Annotated in this window: 16 protein-coding genes and 1 other RNA gene; 6 read left to right on the top strand and 11 right to left on the bottom strand. The window is 66.4% G+C overall.

The genetic code is table 11. The features are described from left to right. The first annotated feature begins 17 nt into the window (after positions 1-17). Positions 18-629 (top strand): MOSC domain-containing protein, encoded by a 612-nt coding sequence (locus tag P9A16_RS13630; RefSeq protein WP_278025737.1) that lies wholly within the window; start codon positions 18-20, stop codon positions 627-629. Here the strand turns inward: P9A16_RS13630 and P9A16_RS13625 are convergent, their stop codons facing one another. From P9A16_RS13625 to ffs, 4 genes are all read right to left on the bottom strand, one after another. Next, positions 630-1241 (bottom strand): LysE family translocator, encoded by a 612-nt coding sequence (locus P9A16_RS13625; RefSeq protein WP_023512377.1) that lies wholly within the window; start codon positions 1239-1241, stop codon positions 630-632. A 34-nt stretch (positions 1242-1275) separates the two neighbouring features. Continuing rightward, on the bottom strand, positions 1276-1599 hold the full coding sequence (locus P9A16_RS13620; RefSeq protein WP_023512378.1) for a YbaB/EbfC family nucleoid-associated protein: 324 nt from the start codon (positions 1597-1599) through the stop codon (positions 1276-1278). 76 nt (positions 1600-1675) lie between these two features. Next, positions 1676-3559, bottom strand: a complete 1884-nt coding sequence (locus P9A16_RS13615; protein WP_024270004.1) for a DNA polymerase III subunit gamma/tau — start codon at positions 3557-3559, stop codon at positions 1676-1678. Between the two features lie 60 nt (positions 3560-3619). Continuing rightward, positions 3620-3717, bottom strand: an RNA gene (ffs, locus tag P9A16_RS13610) — signal recognition particle sRNA small type. Between the two features lie 71 nt (positions 3718-3788). On the opposite strand from ffs, the gene P9A16_RS13605 reads away from it, so the two are divergent. Both P9A16_RS13605 and nudC read left to right on the top strand, forming a co-directional pair. Then, positions 3789-4244: an HIT domain-containing protein gene (locus P9A16_RS13605; protein WP_024270005.1), complete on the top strand. Its 456-nt coding sequence runs from the start codon at positions 3789-3791 to the stop codon at positions 4242-4244. After that, positions 4241-5215, top strand: a complete 975-nt coding sequence (gene nudC / locus P9A16_RS13600; RefSeq protein WP_023517206.1) for an NAD(+) diphosphatase — start codon at positions 4241-4243, stop codon at positions 5213-5215. The genes P9A16_RS13605 and nudC overlap by 4 nt, the downstream gene beginning before the upstream one ends. 4 nt (positions 5216-5219) lie before the next feature. On the opposite strand, the gene P9A16_RS13595 is transcribed toward nudC, so the two are convergent. From P9A16_RS13595 to P9A16_RS13585, 3 genes are all read right to left on the bottom strand, one after another. After that, positions 5220-5417 carry a hypothetical protein gene (locus P9A16_RS13595; RefSeq protein ID WP_023517207.1) on the bottom strand — a complete coding sequence of 66 codons (198 nt, stop codon included), beginning with the start codon at positions 5415-5417 and terminating at the stop codon, positions 5220-5222. A gap of 139 nt (positions 5418-5556) precedes the next feature. Next, the gene (locus P9A16_RS13590; protein WP_023517208.1) at positions 5557-6408 is read right to left on the bottom strand and encodes a prephenate dehydratase; all 852 of its coding nucleotides are present in this window, start codon (positions 6406-6408) and stop codon (positions 5557-5559) included. A gap of 12 nt (positions 6409-6420) precedes the next feature. After that, entirely contained in the window at positions 6421-7176 is a 756-nt protein-coding gene (locus P9A16_RS13585; protein WP_023517209.1) for a 3-deoxy-manno-octulosonate cytidylyltransferase, read from the bottom strand. A 151-nt stretch (positions 7177-7327) separates the two neighbouring features. On the opposite strand from P9A16_RS13585, the gene P9A16_RS13580 reads away from it, so the two are divergent. Beyond that, positions 7328-8080 carry a c-type cytochrome gene (locus P9A16_RS13580; protein WP_023515735.1) on the top strand — a complete coding sequence of 251 codons (753 nt, stop codon included), beginning with the start codon at positions 7328-7330 and terminating at the stop codon, positions 8078-8080. Between the two features lie 71 nt (positions 8081-8151). On the opposite strand, the gene P9A16_RS13575 is transcribed toward P9A16_RS13580, so the two are convergent. Next, entirely contained in the window at positions 8152-9096 is a 945-nt protein-coding gene (locus P9A16_RS13575) for an AEC family transporter (RefSeq protein WP_023515736.1), read from the bottom strand. A 513-nt stretch (positions 9097-9609) separates the two neighbouring features. Here P9A16_RS13575 and P9A16_RS13570 point away from each other — a divergent pair. Beyond that, positions 9610-15060, top strand: coding sequence for an alpha-2-macroglobulin family protein (locus tag P9A16_RS13570; RefSeq protein WP_037405181.1), 5451 nt, complete (start codon positions 9610-9612; stop codon positions 15058-15060). A gap of 24 nt (positions 15061-15084) precedes the next feature. Beyond that, a complete protein-coding gene (gene pbpC / locus P9A16_RS13565; RefSeq protein ID WP_024270006.1) occupies positions 15085-17169 on the top strand; it encodes a penicillin-binding protein 1C in 2085 nt (694 codons plus the stop codon). A gap of 163 nt (positions 17170-17332) precedes the next feature. Here pbpC and P9A16_RS13560 read toward each other — a convergent pair whose 3' ends face one another. Genes P9A16_RS13560 through P9A16_RS13550 form a run of 3 tightly spaced genes read right to left on the bottom strand, consistent with a single transcriptional unit; the run spans position 17333 to position 21011 of the window. Beyond that, a complete protein-coding gene (locus P9A16_RS13560) occupies positions 17333-18133 on the bottom strand; it encodes a crotonase/enoyl-CoA hydratase family protein (RefSeq protein ID WP_023516183.1) in 801 nt (266 codons plus the stop codon). Positions 18134-18168: 35 nt separating this feature from the next. After that, positions 18169-19029, bottom strand: coding sequence for a hydroxymethylglutaryl-CoA lyase (locus P9A16_RS13555; RefSeq protein WP_023516184.1), 861 nt, complete (start codon positions 19027-19029; stop codon positions 18169-18171). Then, positions 19026-21011: an acetyl/propionyl/methylcrotonyl-CoA carboxylase subunit alpha gene (locus P9A16_RS13550; protein ID WP_024270193.1), complete on the bottom strand. Its 1986-nt coding sequence runs from the start codon at positions 21009-21011 to the stop codon at positions 19026-19028. The genes P9A16_RS13555 and P9A16_RS13550 overlap by 4 nt, the downstream gene beginning before the upstream one ends. Positions 21012-21030: the final 19 nt, after the last annotated feature.

Genomic DNA, 21030 nt, shown 5'->3' with positions numbered 1-21030 from the left:
GCTGGAGGCAGCGTTTGATCAGAATTCTCGCCGTTTGCACGGGTCTTGCCCGTCCGCTTCCGGGCAAAAGCTACAAGACGGGCATTTTCAAGACACCGACCGATGCGGCTGTCGTCGTCGACCGCGAGGGGTTGCTGGGCGACACGATCTGCGACCGGAAACACCATGGCGGGCCGGAACAGGCGGTCTACGGCCTCGGCGGGATTGACCTTGCCTGGTGGTCGAAGGAACTCGGCCGCACGCTGGAACCGGGAACCTTCGGCGAGAACCTCGTCATCGAAGGCCTCGACAGCCGCAGCGTCTCGGTCGGCGACCGGATCGAGACGGAGAGCGTGCTCCTCGAAGTGACATCCACCCGCATTCCCTGCAACACGCTGACTGCCCGCATGGGCGATCCGGCCTTCGCGAAACGCTTCATGCAGGCCGGTCGGCCGGGTTTTTACTGCCGCGTGCTGCAGGACGGCGTGATCCAGGCCGGCGACGCCGCAACCTACACGCCCTTCGACGGCGAGCCTGTGACCATGCCGGAGCTGCTGCGCACCTACGGCAAGAACGTCTCCGAAGAAGACCGGCTGCGCTATCTCGCCGCGCCGATCAACGACAAGCTGCGCGCGGCCCTCACCGGGTGATCAGCGGGTGGCGATGGCCGCCGCGGCACCGGCCATGGTGCCAGCGCTGAGACGGTTGGCGATGCGCACGGCGCGCGGGCTCTTCAGGAACAGACGGGCGCGCGAGGCGAGGAAGACCCACGCAAGGTCAATCGCGACGAGCACGACGAACATGGTGACGACCAGCTCGGCCCAGCCGACGAGGGTGACGGCGCCGAGATCGATGATCGCCGGCAGGAGCGCGACGTAGAACATCATGATCTTCGGATTGCCGAGCGTCACGGTCAGGCCGGCGAAGAACAGCTTTACACCCGAGCGCGCCTCCGGCAGGGCACTGTCGCCGGTTTCCGTCGGCGCGAACCACATCTTCCAGGCGAGATAGAGCAGGTAGGCGACGCCCAGCCACTTGATGGCGACGAAGGCGGCATGAAAGGTCTCAGCGATTGCGGCGAGCCCCAGCACGGCGCAGGTGAGCCAGATGCCCTCGCCGATCCACATGGCGGCGAGGAAGGGCAGCACATCCCTTGCCCCGCGCGACAGCACGCGGGCGACCAGCGCCGCAATGCTCGGGCCGGGCGAACCGGCCGCCATCATCAGCGCGCCGGCAAAGACAAGCAGGGTCATCAGGCTCATCGGGTTCCTCCTCGAAAAACCCGAGCCTACAGGATCAGAACGGCAGTTTGAAGCCGGGCGGGATCGGCAGGCCGGCGGTCAGCGCCTTGGTCTTTTCGGCAGCCTGCGCCTCGGCCTTGTCCTTGGCGTCCTTGTGGGCCGCAACGATCAGGTCCTCGAGGATCTCCACGTCGTCTTCCTTGAAGAGCGAAGGATCGATTTTCAGACCCTTGAGATTGCCCTTGCCGTCAAGCGTGACAGAGACGAGGCCGCCGCCGGAGGTGCCGTTCACCTCGAGGGCGGCGATCTCCTCCTGCATCTTCTCCATCTTGGCCTGCATTTCCTTGACCTTGCCCATCATGCCCATGATGTCGCGCATCGGTCTCTCCTCTTTCTGAATGGATGTTGGAACGTTTGTTTTCACGCAATTCCGCTCCGCATCTCGGCCGGAACTGCTAGTGTTCGATATCGTCGCCGGGCAGGATGTCGCCCTCGGCGGATTCCGCGACGGCCGCAGCCTCCACGGTCTCCGGCCCGTCTTCCGTTTCCTGAACCTTGATGCGCACGTCCATGATCTTGGCGCCCGGAAAGCGCTGCAGGATGGCGGCCACATCGGGGTCCTGGCGCGCATCGGCGACGCGGGCCTCCTGCGCCATCGTTTCGGCCTCGGCCAGGGTCGGCCCGCCCGGTTCGCGCGACAGGATCACCATCCAGCGGATGCCGGTCCATTCCTGCAGCCGGCTCGACAGGTCGTTGACGAGCGATTTCGGCGCATCGTTGGCAAGGCCGATCTCCAGACGCCCGGCCTCGACGCTGACCGGCCGTACGAAGGCGCGCACGAGGGCACGCAGGCGGATGTCGCGGTTTTTCGTGCAGAGCTCAGCAATATCGGCGACCGACTTCACCGGCACCTTCGGTTCGGCCGTCGGCTGCGCGGCCGGGGCAGTCTCGATACGGCCAACCGGCAGGGATGCGGGCTCGGCCTGCGGCACGGGTCGCAGCATCGTCACCGTCCCGCCACCCGACTGGACGCGCTGGACCGGGGCTTCGGGTGTGCGCGCGACGGCGGAAAGCGCGGCTTGCGCCGTCGGCTGGCCGCCATTGCCGCCATATTGCGGCGCGCGGGTACCATTGCCACTACCCTCGCCGCCCGACAGCTCCGCGAGGCGGCGGGCCGCCTCTTCCGGCGAAGGCAGGTTGGCGGCGTGGGCGAGGCGGATGATGACCATCTCGGCGGCGCCCGCCGGACGGCTGGAGGCTTCCGTCTCCGGAATGCCCTTCAGGAGCATCTGCCACATGCGCGACAGCGCGGTGACCGCGATGGAATTGGCGAACTCGACGCCGCGCACGCGCTCGACCTCGCTCAGCGACTGGTCGCCGGCAGCATCGGGCACATATTTCATGCGGGTGACGAGATGGGTGAAATCGGCCAGGTCCGTCAGCACCACGGGCGGGCTGGCACCGGCCTCGTATTGCGCGGAAAATTCGGCGAGCGCGGCTGCGGCATCGCCCTTCACGACATGTTCGAAGAGGTCGACGATGCGCGCGCGGTCGGCAAGACCGAGCATGCCGCGCACGGCGTTCACCTCGACGCGACCGCCGCCATGGGCGATCGCCTGGTCGAGCAGCGACAGGCCGTCACGGGCCGAGCCTTCGGCGGCGCGGGCGATCATGGCGAGCGCATCCGGCTCGAATTCCACGCCTTCCTTGCCCAGGATGGTGGTGAAGAGGCCGACGAGATCGGAGGCGCCGATCCGGCGCAGGTCGAAACGCTGGCAGCGCGACAGGACGGTGATCGGGACCTTGCGGATCTCCGTCGTGGCGAAGATGAACTTGACGTGCTCCGGCGGCTCCTCGAGCGTCTTCAACAGGCCGTTGAAGGCCTGTGTCGAGAGCATGTGCACTTCATCGATGATGTAGACTTTATAACGCGCCGAAACCGGGCGATAGCGCACCTGCTCGATGATCTCTCTGATATCGTCGATGCCGGTGTGGGAGGCGGCGTCCATCTCGATGACGTCGACATGCCGGCCCTCCATGATGGCCTGGCAATGCTCGCCGGGCAAGCGAAGGTCGATCGTCGGGCGGTCGATTTCGGCTGTCTTGTAATTCAGCGCGCGGGCAAGGATGCGGGCGGTCGTCGTCTTGCCGACGCCGCGAACGCCGGTCAGCATGTAGGCCTGCGCGATACGACCGGTCTCGAACGCGTTGGTCAGCGTGCGGACCATCGGTTCCTGGCCGACCATCAGGTCGGAGAAATCCTTCGGGCGGTATTTTCGCGCAAGAACCCGGTAGGCTGCGGGTTTTTCGCTGGACGGATTGGGGGTTACGTCGCTCATAGACCCTGCCGCGAATCGAACTCTCAGTCCCGACAGGACGGCCAGGATCAGGACGGTAAGGTGGGAGGCTGGCACGATGACCCGTGCCGGGGCTCGTTAGGGCTGCTTCCTTCCGGACCTGACCCGGTTGGCGAGTGGCTCGTCCACCACCAACCTCCCGACCCCCATATCGGCAATATTCCATCCGAATGCAAGCGCGGCTGATAAAAAACTGTTGGAGGGAATTTGGATGCCGTGGCATGACTCTAGGAAACAGGCATGCCGGGAGAATCCCTTGAGCGACTTTCAACTTGACGAACGGATCGTACGCGACAGCGATCTTCTCACCAAGATCGGCCTTTGCGAGCTGCGCCTGATGAAAGACAGCCGCTGGCCCTGGCTGATGCTGGTGCCGCAGCGGCCCGGCGCCAGCGAGATTTTCGACCTGACGCCCCTCGACCAGACCATGCTGACCTTCGAAACGACGCTTGTCGCCGAAGCACTGAAGACGGTGACGGGAGCGACGAAGATCAATGTCGCCGCGCTCGGCAACATCGTCCGCCAGCTGCATGTTCATGTCATCGCACGCAGCGAGGGGGATGCGAACTGGCCCGGCCCCGTCTGGGGCTTCGGCACCGCCGAGCCGCGCACGGCCGACGAAACCAAGGCCTTCTCGGCCAAAATCCTGGACGCGCTGACACCATGAAGCCATCGCTCTTCGATCTCTACCGTCCGCACCCCGAACCCAGCACCATGGTGGCGTTCGCGGAGAACAGCCTCGACCGCCAGTCGGAGCACCGCGCGCCGGACTGCCTGGAACAGGCCTTCAAGGCCGAGACTGTGCATGCCTTCGCGATCGCCGGGGGAAAACTCGTCGTCAAACACGACGAGAAGATCATCGACCCGCTGTTTGCGCCCTACGAGCTCGCCGAGCTCGGCCCCGTGCCGGAGGAAGCCATCCTGCTCGGCTACCTGAAGAACGGCGAGCCACGGCTGGCGATCCCCGTCAGAGCCGATCCCGAGACCCTGCAGGAGCCGCTGAAGGCGGCGGACGGGCGCACACTCTACCGCCAGCAGATGCTCGACGACGACCTGCTCGGACAGTTCGCCCAGGCCTCCAGCCTGATGACCTGGAACGGCAACAACCGTTTCTGCGGCAAGTGCGGCGCGCCGACCCGCTCGGAGATCGGCGGCTACCGCCGCGTCTGCGAGGCCTGCAGCCACACGATCTTTCCGCGCACCGATCCGGTCGCGATCATGCTGGTCATCGACATTGAGCGGGATCTCTGCCTGCTCGGCCGCTCGCCGCATTTCCCCGAGGGCATGTATTCCTGCCTCGCGGGCTTCCTCGAGCCCGGCGAAACGATCGAGCATACGGTGCGCCGCGAGACGCTGGAGGAATCCGGTATCAAGGTGGGGCGCGTGCGCTACCATGCCTCGCAGCCCTGGCCTATGCCGCATTCGCTGATGATCGGCTGCTACGGTGAGGCGATTTCCTTCGACATCCGCCGCGATGAGCAGGAGCTGGAGGATTGCCGCTGGTTCACCCGTGAGGAGACGGCGGCGATGATCGCGCGCAGTGCCACGTCAGGGGTTGCGCCCGGCACCACCACTCCGCCGCCCAAGGGTGCCATCGCGCACCGCCTGATGCGCGACTGGCTGGACTGGACGGTCTGAACCGTCAGCGCCAACCGGGATGCGGCCGGTCGCCGGGGCGTTCGCGCAGCCGGACGCGCGGTGCCAGAAGACGGGCGATGACGGGGCTTATGATAACGGTGAGGGCGATCCAGGCCGGCAGCGGGTATTTGGCCTGCGCATCGAGTGACGGTATCGCCAGAATGGCAACGGCGCCAACGCCGAAGACGACGGCATTCACCATCAACGAGACGAGGATCTTTATGTGGTGATCGTGCGCATGAGCATCTCCTTTCTCGGAAAGGGCCGCCGCCTGCGGCCCCTTCCCTTTGGAAATGCCCCTGCAACGGGCCGGCTCCGGCCCGCCTGACGATCGTCAAGTCTCAGAACGCACTGCGCATCGGATGGGCGCGATAGGTGCCGAGGATGCGGACCTTTTCAGAGAAGAAGCGAAGCTCCTCCAGCGCCCGGCGCACCGGCAGATCGTCCGGGTGGCCTTCGATATCGGCATAGAACTGCGTGGCGTAGAACTTGCCGCCGATCTGGTAGCTTTCCAGCTTCGTCATGTTGATGCCGTTCGTCGCGAAACCGCCGAGCGCCTTGTAGAGTGCAGCCGGAATGTTGCGCACATTGAAGACGAAAGTGGTGACGATGATCTCGTCTCCATCCCGCTCCACCGGCGCCGTCTCGCGCGACAGCACGACGAAGCGGGTGACGTTGCTTTCCGTATCCTCGACATTCTCCGCGACGATGGAGAGGCCGTAGAGATCGGCCGCAAGGCGCGGGGCGAGTGCAGCCATGGTGCGGTCGCCGGTTTCCGAGACGAGCTTGGCCGCGCCCGCCGTATCACCCGCGATCACCGGCTTCCAGCCGTTGAGGCGGACGATCTTGCGGCACTGGCCGAGTGCGTGGATATGACTGTGCACCGTGCGGATCTCGTCCTTCGCCACACCCGGCAACACCATGAGCTGGAAGCGGATCGGCATGAAATATTCGCCGATGATATGCAGCCGCGATTCCGGCAGCAGGTGATGGATGTCGGCGACGCGGCCGGCGATCGTGTTCTCGATCGGAATCATCCCGAGGTCGGCGTCACCGTTCTCGATGGCCAGGAACGCGTCCTCGAAGGTCTGGCAGGGCAGCGGCTCCATGTTCGGGAACATATCGCGGCTGGCCATGTCGGAATTGGCGCCAAACTCGCCCTGGAAGGCGATCCTGTTGGTCTTCATGATCATGGCGGGGTCCGGTCAGAGAGGGGTGGCCGCGAGCATGGCGCGGGCCTTTTCGAGGTCGGCCGGAGTATCGACACCCAGCGGAACGGTGTCAACGATCTCGGCATCGATGCGCATACCCGCTTCGAGGGCGCGCAACTGCTCCAGCGATTCCCGCTTTTCGAGCGTCGAGGGCTTCAGCGCGACGAAGGCTTCCAGCGCCTTGCGACGGTAGGCGTAGAGGCCGATATGGTGGTAGAGCGGACCCTTGCCGTGCGGCGCCGTCGCGCGCGTGAAGTAAAGAGCGCGCAGGCGACTGTCGCTGAGCGGCGAGCCGACGACCTTCACGACATTCGGATTGGTCTTTTCTTCTTCGTCGCGAATCTCGGTGGTCAGGGTGGCGATGTCGGTCGCGGCATTTTCCAGCGGGCGAAGGGCGGCGCGGATCGTCTCCGGATCGATCGTCGGCAGGTCGCCCTGCACGTTGATGATGATTTCGGCCCGCCCCTCGGGATCGCTCTTGGTCAGCGCCTCATGGATGCGGTCGGAACCGGACTGGTGGTCGACACGGGTCATCACCGCCTCGAAGCCGGCGGCCACCACCGCGTCAAAGATATCCTGGTGATCGACGGCAACGACGATCCGTCCGACATTGGCCTCGGCCGCGCGGCGCGCAACCTGCACGATCATCGGCACGCCCGCAATGTCGGCGAGCGGCTTGCCCGGAAGCCGGGTCGAGGCCATGCGCGCGGGAATGAGAACGAGGGTCTTGTCAAAATTGGCGGAATTCATCTGCAGCCCTTCAAAACCCCCGGGAAAAGTGTCAAAAAGTCTCAGTGCGGGGGCTACAATCACTGTTGCAACGAAGCAGCAAAAGACATAGGTTCCGCGCGATTTCAAGACTGGCCGGCGTGTGTCCGCCGGTTCCTAGGGGAGCGTTTGGATGAACTCTTATGTGAACATGGGCGTAGGTGCCCTGCTCGGCACCGTTTTCGTACTGATGTCCGTGTCGATCGCTTCTGAAGGCATTTTCCATTCGGGCGCTCCCGAGAAGGAAGGCTTCGCGATCGTGGCAGAGGAAACCGGCGGCGAGGCAGCCGGCGGCGGCGAAGCCGCTGCAGTCGTTCCGATCGCCACGCTGCTCGCGACCGCCGACGCGGCAGCCGGCGAAACCGTCTTCAAGAAATGTGCGAGCTGTCACACCACGGAGAAGGGCGGACCGAACAAGGTCGGACCCGGTCTCTGGGACATCGTGAACCGCCCGGTCGCCTCGCATGAGGGCTTCAGCTACTCTGCCGGCATGACCACCTTCTCCGAAGGCCACAAGATCGTCTGGGACTACGACCACCTCAGCTTCTTCCTGGAGGCGCCGAAGAAGCACGTTCCCGGCACCGCCATGGGCTTTGCCGGCCTGAAGAAGAACGACGAACGCGCCAACCTGATCGCCTATCTGCGCACGCTCTCCGACAACCCGGCTCCGCTGCCGACCGCTTCCAGCGAAGGTGCGGATGCAGGCGCGGCGGCTCCGGCAGACGGTGCGACGGCAACCGAAGGCGCAGCTCCTGCTGATGGCGCTGCCACCACGACGGAAGGCGCAGCACCCGCAGAAGGCGGCGCAACGACGACCGAGGGCGCAGCCCCGGCCGAAGGCGGCACCGCAACGCAGGGCACCACCACGGAACAGCCGGCTCAGTAAGACGCCAGCGCATAAGACGAAAAACCCGGCCATCGCGCCGGGTTTTTTATTGCCGCCACAAGGAAACAGCCTCACCCCAGGAGCCAGGCCCAGAAGGAAACCGTGAAGACGCCGAGCGCCGTCGTCATTGTTATCGTCGATGAGGCAAGCGCGTGGCCGACGCCGAAATGGTTGGCGAGCAGCCACGCATTGATGCCCGTCGGCACCGAGGAGCACAGCACCATTGCCGCCGTCCATTCCGGGCTGAGGCCGAGCAGCCGGCAGGCGACATAGACCGAGCCCGGCAGCAGCACGAGCTTGAGGCTGGTCATCGCAAGCGCGATGCCGGCATTCCCGCCGACCTTGTACTTGTTGAGCGCCATGCCGATCGAGATCAGCGCTGCCGGCGCCGCCGCCCCCGCCAGCTGGTCGACCACCACCTTGACGGGCCCGGCCAGTGGCACGCCCCCGGTATGGAACAGCGCTCCGGCGACGAGGCCGATCACCAGCGGATTGCGCACCAGGCTCTTGCCGATACCGAGAAGGAGCGTGCCGATACTCTGCGGCTCGCGCGTGCCGTCCTTGCGCTCTGCCCGCTCCATCAGGATCGTGCCGGCGATCATCATGACCGGCAGGTGTACGGAAAGCAGCACCGAGATCGCCACCAGCCCCTCCTCGCCGACGATGCGCGAGACCAGCGGCAAGCCGATGAAGACCGTGTTGGCGAAGGCGGAGGAAACGCCGGCAAGCACGCCGATCCGGCGGTCGCGCTTGAAGCCGAGCGTGGCGACGAGATGCGCGACCGTCCAGGTGAAGGCAACACCGGCGAAATAGCCGATCCAGATGCGCAGGGGCGATTCGCCGGCGAAATCGGCCTCCGCGATGGTGCGGAACAAGAGGACGGGCACGGCGACCCGGAAGACGAACTCTCCCAGCCCCTCCCCCAGTGCCTCGCGCAGGTAGCCGGTGCGCACGAGCAGCCAGCCGATGAAAATCAGCGCGAAGATGGGCAGAACATTGAGGGCGACGTCGGACATGAAACCGTCCCGGGGAGCAGGGAAAAATTGGCAGGACGAGTACCCTGCAGGCCTCATGGGTATGGCAAAGCCCGGGGAGGGTCCAGCGCGAAAGGGCAGCGCGCAAATGAAAAAAGCGAGGGTTATCCCCCCGCTTCCTCATCCCGGCCTGGCCGGGGAAGTGTTTCACACGGGGTGCCAGTACATCCGTGGTCACCGCGCTTGCGAAACACGACTTTCGTGTCTGACGATGCTTCTATCGGCCCGCTGTTACAGCGATATGACAGAAGCGGTTCGTCCGTGATTTGAAGTCTGCGCCGATATGGTTAACAAAAGGTTAACGCGGCGCCTTGCCAAAAAATTTCGCATTTCCGGCGATTGAACAGCGACGCTGAAACGTCTTCCCCCTGGTTCCATGCGCCCCCCCTTTTCCGGCCCCCCCGACGCGCTCCGTCTTTCGATTGACAAGCCGTATCCGGGTCTGGACAGTGGCGGCGGCAACGAGACGGGCAGCGTTAGGAGGACTTCATGTCTATGCGCGCATTCTTCGGTTTCTCGGCACTTCTTCTGGCTGCCGTCGCCTCCCCTCCCCTCCCTGCAGGCGCGCAGGAAACGCGCACCGTGGTCACGAGCGAGAACAGCGATTATTTCGGCTTCGACCTGCGCACCGTGCAGGACGTCACGCTCGACCAGTGCAAGACCGATTGCGTCGACGACCTGTCCTGCCGCGCCTTCACCTATAATCCCAAGGTGAAGTGGTGCTTCCTGAAGAGCGACTTCAACCAGCTCAACCATTTCCAGGGCGCTGTCGCCGGCAAGATCGTGCGTGCGGACGCCGCCGCCGATATCGGCGCACCGCCGGCCATGGCCTTCATCAGCGACTACATGATGAGCGACGCCCGCTCCTTCCGCAATTCGATGTCGCTCGCCGCCGAGCATACCGGCCAGGGTGCGGAAAGCCTTGCCTCGCTCGGCCGCATCGAGACCGCGTCTGGCCGCTTCGACCAGGCGCTGATCGCCTTCAAGGGTGCGCTTTCGCTGACGCCGGACGACTACTATCTCTGGATCGAGACCGCCGAATCCATGTCTCGCGCCTACAACAACAGCTACCTCGCCGGCCAGGGTGCGCTTGCGGCGATCAATGCCTATGACCTCTCGCGCACGACGGAAACCCGCGCCCGGGCGCTGGCGGTGCTTGCCGACACGCTCGACAAGTCGGGCAACTATCGCGCCGGTATCAATGCCTACAAGGCAAGTCTGGAGCTGAAGGAGGACGTCGCCGTGCGTTCGGCCTATCTCGGCCTCCGCGCCCGCCAGGGCTTCCGCGTCGTCAACCACACCATCGATTCCGACAGCGCGACACCACGGGCTTGCGTCGAGTTCTCCGAACCGCTCGTCAAGTCCGGCGCGGACTATGCATCGTTCGTGACGCTGGACGGCGCGGCACCGAAAGCCGTGGAGGCCAAGGACCGGCAGATCTGCGTCGAGGGACTGAACCACGGCCAGCGTTACAAGATCGCCTTCCGCCCCGGCCTGCCGTCGGCGGTCGACGAACCGCTGGAATCGGTCGTCGACCTCGACATCTATGTGCAGGACCGCGCCGCCATGGTGCGCTTCACCGGCGACGGCTTCGTGCTGCCGGGAAGCGTGCGCCGCGGCATCCCGATCGTTTCCGTCAACACCGACAGCGCCGACCTGAAGCTCTACCGCGTCGGTGACCGTGCCATCACCTCGCTGCTTTCCGAAAGCCGCTTCCTCACCCAGCTCGACGGTTACTCCGCCAGCCGCATCGAAAACGACAATGGCGAACTCGTCTGGCAGGGCAAGATCGATATCTCGCCCGAGCTCAACAAGGACGTCGTCACCAGCTTCCCGGTCGACGAGGCGCTGCCGGAGCGCAAGCCCGGCGTCTATGTCCTGACCGCCGCCGCCTCGAACGGCCGCTCCAACGAATGGGATGCCAAGGCGACACAGTGGTTCGTCGTCTCGGATGTCGGCCTCACCACCTATGCCGGCACGGATGGCCTCAACGTCTTCGCCCGCTCGCTCGACAGCGCTGGCCCGCTCGACGGCGTCGAGCTTCAGCTGATCGCCAAGAACAACGAGGTGCTCGGCACCGCGACGACCGATGCGGACGGCCGCGCGACCTTCACCGCCGGCCTGATGCGCGGCACCGCCGCCAACACGCCAGCCGTGATCCTCGCAAAGAAGGGCACGTCCGACTTCGTTTTCCTCGACATGACACGCGCCGGCTTCGACCTCTCGGACCGCGGCGTCACCGGCCGGCCGGCACCAGGCGCCATCGACGTGCTCGCCTGGACCGAGCGCGGCATCTACCGTGCCGGCGAGACCGTGCACGCGACGGCGCTCGCCCGCGACATCGAAGCCAATGCCGTCGAAAAACTGCCGCTCACCTTCGTCTTCAATCGCCCTGATGGCGTTGAGGATCGCCGCATCGTCAGCGACGGTGCCGCGCTCGGCGGCCATGCCGTCGACCTGCCGCTGCAGGAAAACAGCATGCGCGGCACCTGGACCATGCAGATCTTCACCGATCCCAAGGGGAGCGCGATCGGCGAAAAGCAGTTTCTCGTCGACGATTTCGTGCCCGACCGCATCGAATTCGACATGGCGAGCGAAACGAAGGCCATCGAAACCGGCGTTCCCGCGGAGGTCTCCGTCGAAGGCCGCTACCTCTACGGCGCGCCGGGCGCGGGCCTTGAGATCGAGGGCGATGTCGCCCTGAAACCGACCCGCCAGGACGCCGCCTTCCCCGGCTACGTCTTCGGTCTTGCCGACGAGGAGGCCCTTGAGGAAAGCACCACGCCGCTCGAAGGCCTCGACGTTCTCGACGACGACGGCAAGACGACCTTCGAGGTGAACATCGCCGACCTTCCCTCGACCACCCAGCGCCTCGAAGCGCTGGTCACGCTGCGCATGATGGAAGAGGGCGGCCGCGCCGTCGAGCGCAACCTGACCCTCCCGGTCAAGGCGGCCGGTGCGATGATCGGCGTAAAGCCGGAATTTTCCGATGGACTTGCGGAAAACAGCGTTGCCAACTTCACCGTCGTCGCTGTGGCGCCGGATGGCTCTCGGCAGGCGATGCAGGGCATGCCCTGGAAGCTGCTCGCCGTCGAGCGGAACTACCAATGGTATCGCGACGGCAGCTCGTGGCGTTACGAGCCGGTGCTTTCGACCAAGCAGATCGCCGACGGCACGGTCGATGCCGGTAAGGATGGCGGGCGCATATCGGTGCCTGTCACCTGGGGCCGCTATCGCCTGGAAGTGGAAAGCGCGGAGCCCGAAGGCCCGGCGACCAGCATCGAGTTCGACGCCGGCTGGTATGTCGCCGCAACCTCGACGGAAACGCCCGACGCGCTCGAAATCTCGCTCGACAAGGAAAACTATGCGGTCGGCGACACGGCCAAACTGAAGATCTCGTCGCGCCATGCCGGCCAGGTGCTGATCACCATCGGCGCCGAAAGCCTGATCGCCACCCAGACCGCCGCCATCGGCGCCGAGGGCGGCGAGGTGGAAATACCGATTACCAAGGAATGGGGTCCCGGTTCCTACGTCACTGCGACGCTCTTCCGTCCGGGGACGGACCAGGAAAGCCGCATGCCGATGCGCGCCATCGGCATCACCTGGCTGAAGGTCGATCCGGCCGACCGCAAGCTGAATGTCGCACTCGACGTTCCGGAAAAGACGCTGCCGCGCCAGCCGCTCGATATCGCGCTTACCCTTGCCGGCGCAGGCGCCAATGAGGAAGCCTATATCACGGTCGCCGCCGTCGATGTCGGCATCCTCAACCTCACCCGCTACGAAGCGCCCGATCCGGCCGGCTGGTATTTCGGCCAGCGCCGGCTCGGCATGGAGATTCGCGACCTCTACGGCCGGCTGATCGACGGCTCGCTCGGCGCCACCGGGCGGCTGCGCACCGGCGGCGACGGCGGCGAAGGGGCGCTTTCCGGCAATCCACCGACCGAAAAGCTCGTTGCCTTCTTCGCCGGCCCTGTGAAGCTCGATGCGGAAGGCAAGGCCAAGGTCAGCTTCGACATTCCGCAATTCAACGGAACGGCCCGCATCATGGCCGTCGGCTGGACGAAGACCGGCGTCGGCAGCGCGTCGAAGGACGTTGTCATCCGCGATCCGGTCGTGGTAACCGCGAGCCTGCCGAAATTCCTCGCTCCCGGGGACCGCGCCGACCTGAGGCTCGACATCACCAACACCGATGCCCCGGCCGGTGACTACATGGTCGAAGTCACCCACAACGCCTCCGTGATGGTCGAGCAGACCGGTGCGGGCCAGACGCTGCGGCTCGAGCCGGGCGGCAAGACGGCGCTCACCCTGCCGTTGATCGGCGGCGAGGCCGGCGACGGCGTCGTGACGGTCAAGCTCTCGAACGGTTCCGGCATGTCGCTGGAGCAGGCGCTCAACGTGCCGGTGCGCCCGGCCGCCATGCCGATCACCACGCGCCGGCCGATCGAGATCGCCGCCAATGGCAGCCTGACGATCGACGACCAACTCCTGGCCGACAGCCAGCTTGCCGGTGCTTCCGTCAGCCTCAGCGTTTCGCGCGCCGCGGCCTTCGACATACCGGCGCTCCTGATGGCGCTTGATCGCTACCCTTACGGCTGCACGGAGCAGACGACCAGCCGTGCATTGCCGCTGCTCTATCTCAGCGAGCTTTCCAAACAGTCCGGCCTTGCCGAGGACACGGAAACGCAGAAGCGCGTGCAGGACGCGATCTATCGCGTGCTGGCCAACCAGTCCTCCTCCGGCAGCTTCGGCCTCTGGGGGCCGAGCTACGGCGACCTGTGGCTCGACGCCTTCGTCACGGACTTCCTGACGCGGGCCCGCGAGCAGAAGTTCGACGTGCCGGAGCAGGCCATGCTGCAGGCGCTTTCCAACCTGCAGAACGCCATCTCCTACGACGTCAACGTCTCCAGCCAGGGCAACGAGATCGCCTATGCGCTCTATGTGCTCGCCCGCAACCGCAAGGCCGCGATCAGCGACCTGCGCTACTATGCCGACACGAAACTCTCGGAGTTCTCCTCGCCGCTCTCCCGCGCGCACCTTGCCGCCGCGCTCGGGCTCTACGGCGATGCGCAACGCTCGATGACGATCTTCTCCAATGCACTCGGCCTGTCGCGCGACAGCGTGCTGAATGCCAGCCTCTCGCGCACCGACTACGGTTCGTCGCTGCGTGACGGGGCTGCCATTCTGGCGCTTGCCGCCGAAGCCCGCCCGGTTCCCACCATCATTCCGGACCTGACGAAGCTCGTCGCCAAGCAGTGGGAAGACAAGCGCTGGACTAGCACGCAGGAACAGACCTGGATGCTGCTGGCCGCCCGTTCCGTGAAGGATGCCGACAAGGGCCTGGAGCTCGAGATCAACGGCGCTGCGCATTCCGGCGGCTACGCCGCGCAGATGACGGGCAAGGCGCTGATGGAGAACCCGCTGACGGTTGCCAACCGTACCGGCGAGCCGGTCTCGGCCATGCTGACGACGGTGGCAGCCCCGGCCGACCCGCTGCCGGCCGGCGGCGACGGCTTTGCCATCGAGCGCAGCTACTACACGCTGGACGGCGAGGAGGCGAATGTCTCCGAGGCGACGCAGAACGAGCGCTACGTCGTGGTGCTGAAAGTGACGGAGCACAATGACTGGCCGTCGCGCATCATCATCACCGACCTCCTGCCCGCCGGCTTCGAGATCGACAATCCGAGCCTCGTCGACAGCGCGAAGCTCGCGAATTTCGACTGGATCGGCGAGATCGAGCCTGCCCATACGGAGTTCCGCTACGACCGCTTCGTCGCGGCCTTCAACCGCAGTGCAGGCGACAATCGCGAGGTGACGCTCGCCTACGTCGTGCGCGCCGTGACACCGGGCACCTACGACCACCCGGCCGCACAGGTGGAGGACATGTACCGTCCGCAATACTCCGCCCGCACGGCAACCGGCCGCATGCAGGTCGTCAAGGCCGAGTAAGGGGCTGAGCGAGAGGACAGGCCAATGGCGCTCTGGCGCAAGCTCCTGATAGGCTCCCTCGGCGGGGCGGCGTTCATCGCCGCCCTCGCCGCCGGGCTCGACTATGCCGATCGCGCCTATCCGCCGCCGGTCACCGTGGCGGACACCGTTTCAAAGGAAGTGCTCGACCGCGACGGCCGCCTGCTGCGGGCCTTCGCGACGCCGGACGGGCTCTGGCGGCTGAAGACCACGGCTGCCGATGTCGATCCGCAGTTTCTGCGCATGCTTGTCGCCTATGAGGACCGGCGTTTTCACGAGCATGCGGGTATCGACCCGCTGGCGCTGCTGCGTGCGGCCGGGCAGTTCGTCACGAATGGCCGCATCGTCTCCGGCGCCTCCACGCTTTCCATGCAGGTCGCCCGGCTGATCGAGCCGCGCGAGAACCGCTCGATGCTAGCCAAGCTGCGCCAGATGGCCCGCGCGGTCCAGCTCGAACGGCGCCTCTCCAAGGCCGAGATCCTCGATCTCTACCTGACGCTCGCCCCCTATGGCGGCAATCTGGAAGGCGTACGTGCGGCCAGCCTCGCCTGGTTCGGCAAGGAGCCGAAGCGTCTTTCCGTCGCCCAAGCCGCCCTTCTCGTCGCCCTGCCGCAGCTTCCCGAAAAGCGCAGGCCGGACCGGCACCGCGCCGTGGCGGAGAAGGCGCGCGAGCGCGTGCTCGCTCGCATGGCCGTTTCCGAGATCATCGGCGAGGGCGAGGCAGAGCGCGCCAGCGCGGAAGCGGTGCCCGACCGCCGCCGCCAGCTTCCCGCCTATGCCGCGCACCTTTCGGAGCTTGCGCTGCGCAAGGATGCCAAGGCGACCGAACACAGGACGACGCTCGACCGCACCGTGCAGGACGGGCTGGAGACGGTGGCGCGCGAGGCGGCCGAGCGACTCGGCCCAAAGGTCTCGATCGCCATGGTGATGGCCGATGCCCGCACCGGCGAGATCCTCGGCGAGGTCGGCTCGGCGGACTATTTCGACGGCAGCCGTGCCGGCTGGATCGACATGACGCGCATCCGCCGCTCGCCCGGCTCGGCGCTGAAACCCTTTATCTACGGCCTTGCCTTCGAGGAAGGCCTCGTCGCGCAGGAAACCATCGTCGAGGATCGGCCTGCCGACTTTTCCGGCTATCGTCCGCGCAATTTCGACATGACCTACCAGGGGGACGTCAGCGTGCGCAAAGCGCTGCAGCTGTCGCTGAACGTGCCCGCCGTGCGCCTGCTGGAGGCGGTCGGTCCGACGCGGCTGATGGTGCGCTTCCGCCGCGCGGAGGTGCATCCCGAGCTGCCGCCGGGCGAAACGCCCGGCCTTGCCATCGGCCTTGGCGGCGTCGGTGTCACGCTGCGCGACCTCACCCAGCTCTACGCGGCGCTTGCCAATCGCGGCCTGCCGGTGCGCCTTGGCGATGGCATCGTGCGCGACGCGGCGGTGATAACGGGCGATCCGCTGCTCGACCCCGTCGCCGTCTGGCATGTCTCGGATGTGCTTTCCGGCGTCACGCCGCCCACCGGCAGCCGCCGCCTCGGCATCGCCTACAAGACCGGCACGAGCTACGGCTATCGCGATGCCTGGTCCGTCGGGTATGATGGCCGCCATGTGCTGGGCGTCTGGGTTGGCCGGGCCGACAACGGCGCGGTGCCGGGCCTCACCGGCTACGGCGCCGCCGCGCCCATCCTGTTCGAAGCCTTCGCCCGGTCCGGCCTCGCCATCACCGCACTGCCGCGCGCGCCAGCCGGCGCGGTGCGCATTGCGCAATCCGAGCTTCCGGCAAGCCTTCGCCGCTTCTCGACCACGGCAAGCGGCCTTGTGGCCACGACGGCACGCGAACCGGCACCGGAAATCGTCTATCCGCCGGAAGGTGCCCATGTGGAACTCGGCGCGACGACCGGCAAAGACATCTCACCGCTCGTGCTGAAGCTCCAGGGCGGACGGGCGCCCTTCCGCTGGCTCGCCAACGGCAAGGTCCTGCCCGATGCCGCGCGCCGGCGCACGACGCAGTGGATGCCGGAGGGGGCTGGTTTCTCGACGCTGACCGTCATCGACGCCGCCGGGCGGGCAGCCAGCGTCAGGGTGTTCATCGAGTAGCGGGGGCTGCCCCTCATCCGCCTGCCGGCACCTTCTCCCCGCAAGCGGGGCGAAGGAGATATCCGGTTTCCCCAACCATTACCCATTGGCAGGGCGCGTCCCCCGCATGCGGGGAGAGGGCTAGCGTCAGGGGTAACGCCAGAGCTGCGACGTCACCGGGACGCTACCCTGCCGTATCCGTCTGCACCCATCCCGGCTTGCGCTTTTCCAGAAACGCCGTGACCCCCTCCGCCGCTTCCGGCGTCTCCCAGGTGTCGGCCAGGCGCGTCAGGGTCATGTCGATGACCTTGTCGTCGATCGGCGGGGCAAGCGCGTGGGCAAGCGCCTTCGCCGCCGCGACCGCCTCCGGCGAGGCCGCGAAATAGGGGGCGATCTCGGCCTCGACCGCCGCGTCCAGTGCCTCGGCCGGAACGACGGCGCTGAGGAGGCCGATATCGCGTGCGGTCAGCGCATCGAACAGGCGAGCGGACGTAGCGAAGCGCAGGAAGGCGGCGGGGCCGATACGGGCGGCGACATAGGGGCTGATCGTCGCCGGGATGAGGCCGAGGCGGGTTTCCGTCAGGCCGAAGCGCGCACCTTCCACAGCGATCGCCGCATCGCAGACGCTGACGAGCCCGACGCCTCCGCCATAGGCCTGGCCGTTGACCCGGGCAACGAGCGGCTTGGGCAGGTCGCGCAGCGCCTTCAGCATCACCGCAAGCCGGCGTGCCTCCACGATGCGCACCTCGCGCGTGGCCGCGATCTGCTCCTTCATCCAGTTGAGATCACCGCCGGCACAGAAGCTTTCCCCCTCGCCGGTGAGCACGACGAGGCGCACGGCCCTGTCCTCGCCGAGAAGGCCGGCGACCGCCGTCAGTTCGCGGATCATCGGGCCGGACAGCGCATTGTGCTGCGCATGGCGGCGCAGCGTGAGCATAGCCACGCCGCGCCGGTCGACGGATACGGAAATCGTCTCGAAATTCATGGCTTCACCTCCTCGCCCCTCAAGGGCGCAAAATGCTAGGCGCCCTTGCCGGCGATCCGGCGCGCGAAAGCGGCGGCCAGAGCCAGCTTCTCCTGGTCGAGGCCCGTCTCGAACCCCGCCGCCGCCAGCATGTCGGCGACGGCAAGCGTATCCACATTGCCGCGCGCACCCGGCGCATAGGGGCAGCCGCCGAGCCCACCGACCGAGGCATCGAAGACGGCAAGTCCATGATCCAGCGCGGCGCGGATATTGTCGAGCGCCATCCCGCCCGTATCGTGGAAATGGCCGGCGAGCCTTTCCGGCGCGGCAATCGTCAGCACGACATCCAGCATGGCCGCGACCTCTTCCGGCTGGGCGCGGCCGATCGTGTCGCCAAGGCTCACCTCGTGGCAACCGAGAGCCAGCAACTGCCCGACCACCCATGCCACGGCGGCGGGAGCCACCGGGCCGTCATAGGGGCATTGCACGACGCAGCTGACATAGCCGCGCAGCGGAATGCCATCCGCTTTCGCCGCTTGCGCGACCGGCCGGGCCCGCTCGATGCTCTCGGCGATCGAGCAGTTGAGGTTGGCCTGCGAAAAGCCTTCGGAGGCGGAGAGGAAGACGGCGACCTCATCGACACCGGCGGCTTTCGCCGCCTCGTAACCCTTCATGTTGGGCACCAGCGCCGCATAGGAAACACCTGGCCGGCGCGCGATACCGGCCATCACCTCGGCTCCGTCGGCAAGCTGCGGCACCCATTTCGGGCTGACGAAGCTCGTCGCCTCGATGCGGCGGAATCCGCAATCCGAGAGGCGATCGATCAGTGCAATCTTGTCCGCGGCGGGGATGATCGCCTTCTCGTTCTGCAGGCCGTCGCGGGCGGCCATCTCGACGATTTCGATGCGACGACTCATGTTGCCTCCTCCGGCTCCAGCGCCAAAAGCAAGGCGCCTTCGGCCACCTGATCGCCAACGGCGACGGGCACCACGGCCACCACCCCGTCACGCGGGGCTGCCAGCACCAGCTCCATCTTCATCGCCTCCATGGTCACCAGCGCATCGCCGCGGGTGACGCGCGCGCCCGGCGCGACGGAAACGATGCGCACGAGCCCCGGCATGGGGGCAGAGAGCCGGTCACCACCCGCCGCTGCCTCGCCTTCGTGGCCGGCCTCCTCGGTAAGCGAAAAGGCATGGGCATGACCGCCGAGGAAGACGATGGTATCGGCACCGTCGCGATGAACGGTCGCAGACAGGATGCGGCCATCGACATCCGCGCGCACGGACCGGCCGTCGCTCGCCAGCAGGCCGATCTCGGTAGCGAAGCCAGCGTGCTCGACGCGGAAACGGTTGACGCCGCGGAAGGTGATCCGCAGCGCATGCTCCGCACCACCATGGTCGAGAAAGACGCTCCGGGTCGCCTCGCTCCACAGCCGGAAACCGCGGACCTGGCTCCATGGATCAGGGTCGGCCGGTGCGTCAAGAAAGCCGAGCGCCGAGAGGGCGGCAAGTGCAAAAACCTCCTCGGCTGCTTCGGGATCGGCCAGCAACCCCTCGCCTGCCCGACCGATCAGGCCCGTATCGACATCGCCCGCAGCAAAGGCCGGCAGGCGGCAGAGACGGGCGAGAAAACCGGCATTGGTCGTCAGCCCGCCGACGCGGCAGGCTTCGAGCGCCGCTTCCAGCCGCGCCAGCGCCTCCCTGCGGTTGCGACCATGGGTGATCACCTTGGCGATCATCGGATCGTAGTATGGGGTGATGATATCACCGACGCGCACGCCGGAATCGATGCGCGCTTCGCCCGGCAGGTCGAAGACCGTAAGGCGGCCGGTCGCCGGCAGGAAGTCGCGCGCCGGGTTTTCCGCGTAGAGCCGGGCCTCGAAGGCCCAGCCGTCGATGACAAGCTCGTCCTGCCGCCTCGGCAGGGGGTCGCCTGCGGCGACGCGAAGCTGCCATTCGACGAGATCGAGACCGGTGATCGCCTCCGTCACCGGGTGCTCGACCTGCAGGCGCGTGTTCATTTCCATGAAGTAGAAGCGATCCTGCCGCAGGCCTTCGGAAACGTCCGCGATGAACTCGACGGTGCCGGCACCGCTATAGCCGATAGCCGCGGCCGCACGCACCGCGGCCTCCCCCATCACGACCCGCATCTCCGCCGTCATACCGGGTGCCGGCGCTTCCTCGATGACCTTCTGGTGGCGGCGCTGGAGCGAGCAATCGCGCTCGAAGAGATGCACGACATTGCCGTGCCCGTCGCCGAAGACCTGCACCTCGATATGACGGGGTTTGGCCATGTATTTTTCGACCAGCACGCGGCCGTCGCCGAAGGCGCTTTCCGCCTCGCGCCGGGCGCTTTCGAGCGCGGCGGTAAAATCGGCGGGCCGCTCCACCCGCCGCATGCCCTTGCCTCCGCCGCCGGCGCGGGCCTTGATCAGCACCGGATAGCCGATCGCCTCCGCCTCGCCGGCAAGGAAATCGGCCTCCTGCCGTTCACCATGATAGCCCGGCACGACCGGCACGCCGGCCTTTTCCATCAGCGCCTTTGCGGCGTCCTTCAACCCCATGGCGCGGATCGCGCTCGCCGAAGGGCCGATGAAGACGAGGCCCGCCGCCTCCACCGCCTCGACGAAATCGGGGTTCTCCGAGAGGAAGCCGTAGCCGGGATGCACCGCTTCGGCACCGCTCGCCTTGGCGGCCGCAACAATGGCCGCACTGTTCAGGTAGCTGCCGGCCGCCTCTGCCGGGCCGATGCGGATGGCCTCGTCGGCCATCGCAGCATGTAGGGCCTGGCGATCCGCGTCGGAGTAGACAGCGACCGTCGCAACGCCCATGCGGCGGGCGGTGCCGATGACGCGGCAGGCGATTTCGCCGCGGTTGGCGATGAGGATCTTTCTGAACATCCTGCCTCCGGCAAACGGA

The organism is Shinella sp. 838 (genome assembly GCF_029623935.1).
In the GTDB taxonomy this organism is placed as follows: Bacteria; Pseudomonadota; Alphaproteobacteria; order Rhizobiales; family Rhizobiaceae; genus Shinella.
This window is presented reverse-complemented; position numbering and strand designations above follow the sequence as displayed.

Bases quoted from the DNA above. Each gene is read 5' to 3' on its own strand.
- P9A16_RS13625 (WP_023512377.1), bottom strand. From the start codon at position 1,241: ATGAGCCTGATGACCCTGCTTGTCTTTGCCGGCGCGCTGATGATGGCG.
- P9A16_RS13620 (WP_023512378.1), bottom strand. From the start codon at position 1,599: ATGCGCGACATCATGGGCATGATGGGCAAGGTCAAGGAAATGCAGGCC.
- P9A16_RS13615 (WP_024270004.1), bottom strand. From the start codon at position 3,559: ATGAGCGACGTAACCCCCAATCCGTCCAGCGAAAAACCCGCAGCCTAC.
- P9A16_RS13605 (WP_024270005.1), top strand. From the start codon at position 3,789: ATGCCGTGGCATGACTCTAGGAAACAGGCATGCCGGGAGAATCCCTTG.
- nudC (WP_023517206.1), top strand. From the start codon at position 4,241: ATGAAGCCATCGCTCTTCGATCTCTACCGTCCGCACCCCGAACCCAGC.
- P9A16_RS13595 (WP_023517207.1), bottom strand. From the start codon at position 5,417: ATGGTGAATGCCGTCGTCTTCGGCGTTGGCGCCGTTGCCATTCTGGCG.
- P9A16_RS13590 (WP_023517208.1), bottom strand. From the start codon at position 6,408: ATGATCATGAAGACCAACAGGATCGCCTTCCAGGGCGAGTTTGGCGCC.
- P9A16_RS13585 (WP_023517209.1), bottom strand. From the start codon at position 7,176: ATGAATTCCGCCAATTTTGACAAGACCCTCGTTCTCATTCCCGCGCGC.
- P9A16_RS13580 (WP_023515735.1), top strand. From the start codon at position 7,328: ATGAACTCTTATGTGAACATGGGCGTAGGTGCCCTGCTCGGCACCGTT.
- P9A16_RS13575 (WP_023515736.1), bottom strand. From the start codon at position 9,096: ATGTCCGACGTCGCCCTCAATGTTCTGCCCATCTTCGCGCTGATTTTC.
- P9A16_RS13570 (WP_037405181.1), top strand. From the start codon at position 9,610: ATGCGCGCATTCTTCGGTTTCTCGGCACTTCTTCTGGCTGCCGTCGCC.
- pbpC (WP_024270006.1), top strand. From the start codon at position 15,085: ATGGCGCTCTGGCGCAAGCTCCTGATAGGCTCCCTCGGCGGGGCGGCG.
- P9A16_RS13560 (WP_023516183.1), bottom strand. From the start codon at position 18,133: ATGAATTTCGAGACGATTTCCGTATCCGTCGACCGGCGCGGCGTGGCT.
- P9A16_RS13555 (WP_023516184.1), bottom strand. From the start codon at position 19,029: ATGAGTCGTCGCATCGAAATCGTCGAGATGGCCGCCCGCGACGGCCTG.
- P9A16_RS13550 (WP_024270193.1), bottom strand. From the start codon at position 21,011: ATGTTCAGAAAGATCCTCATCGCCAACCGCGGCGAAATCGCCTGCCGC.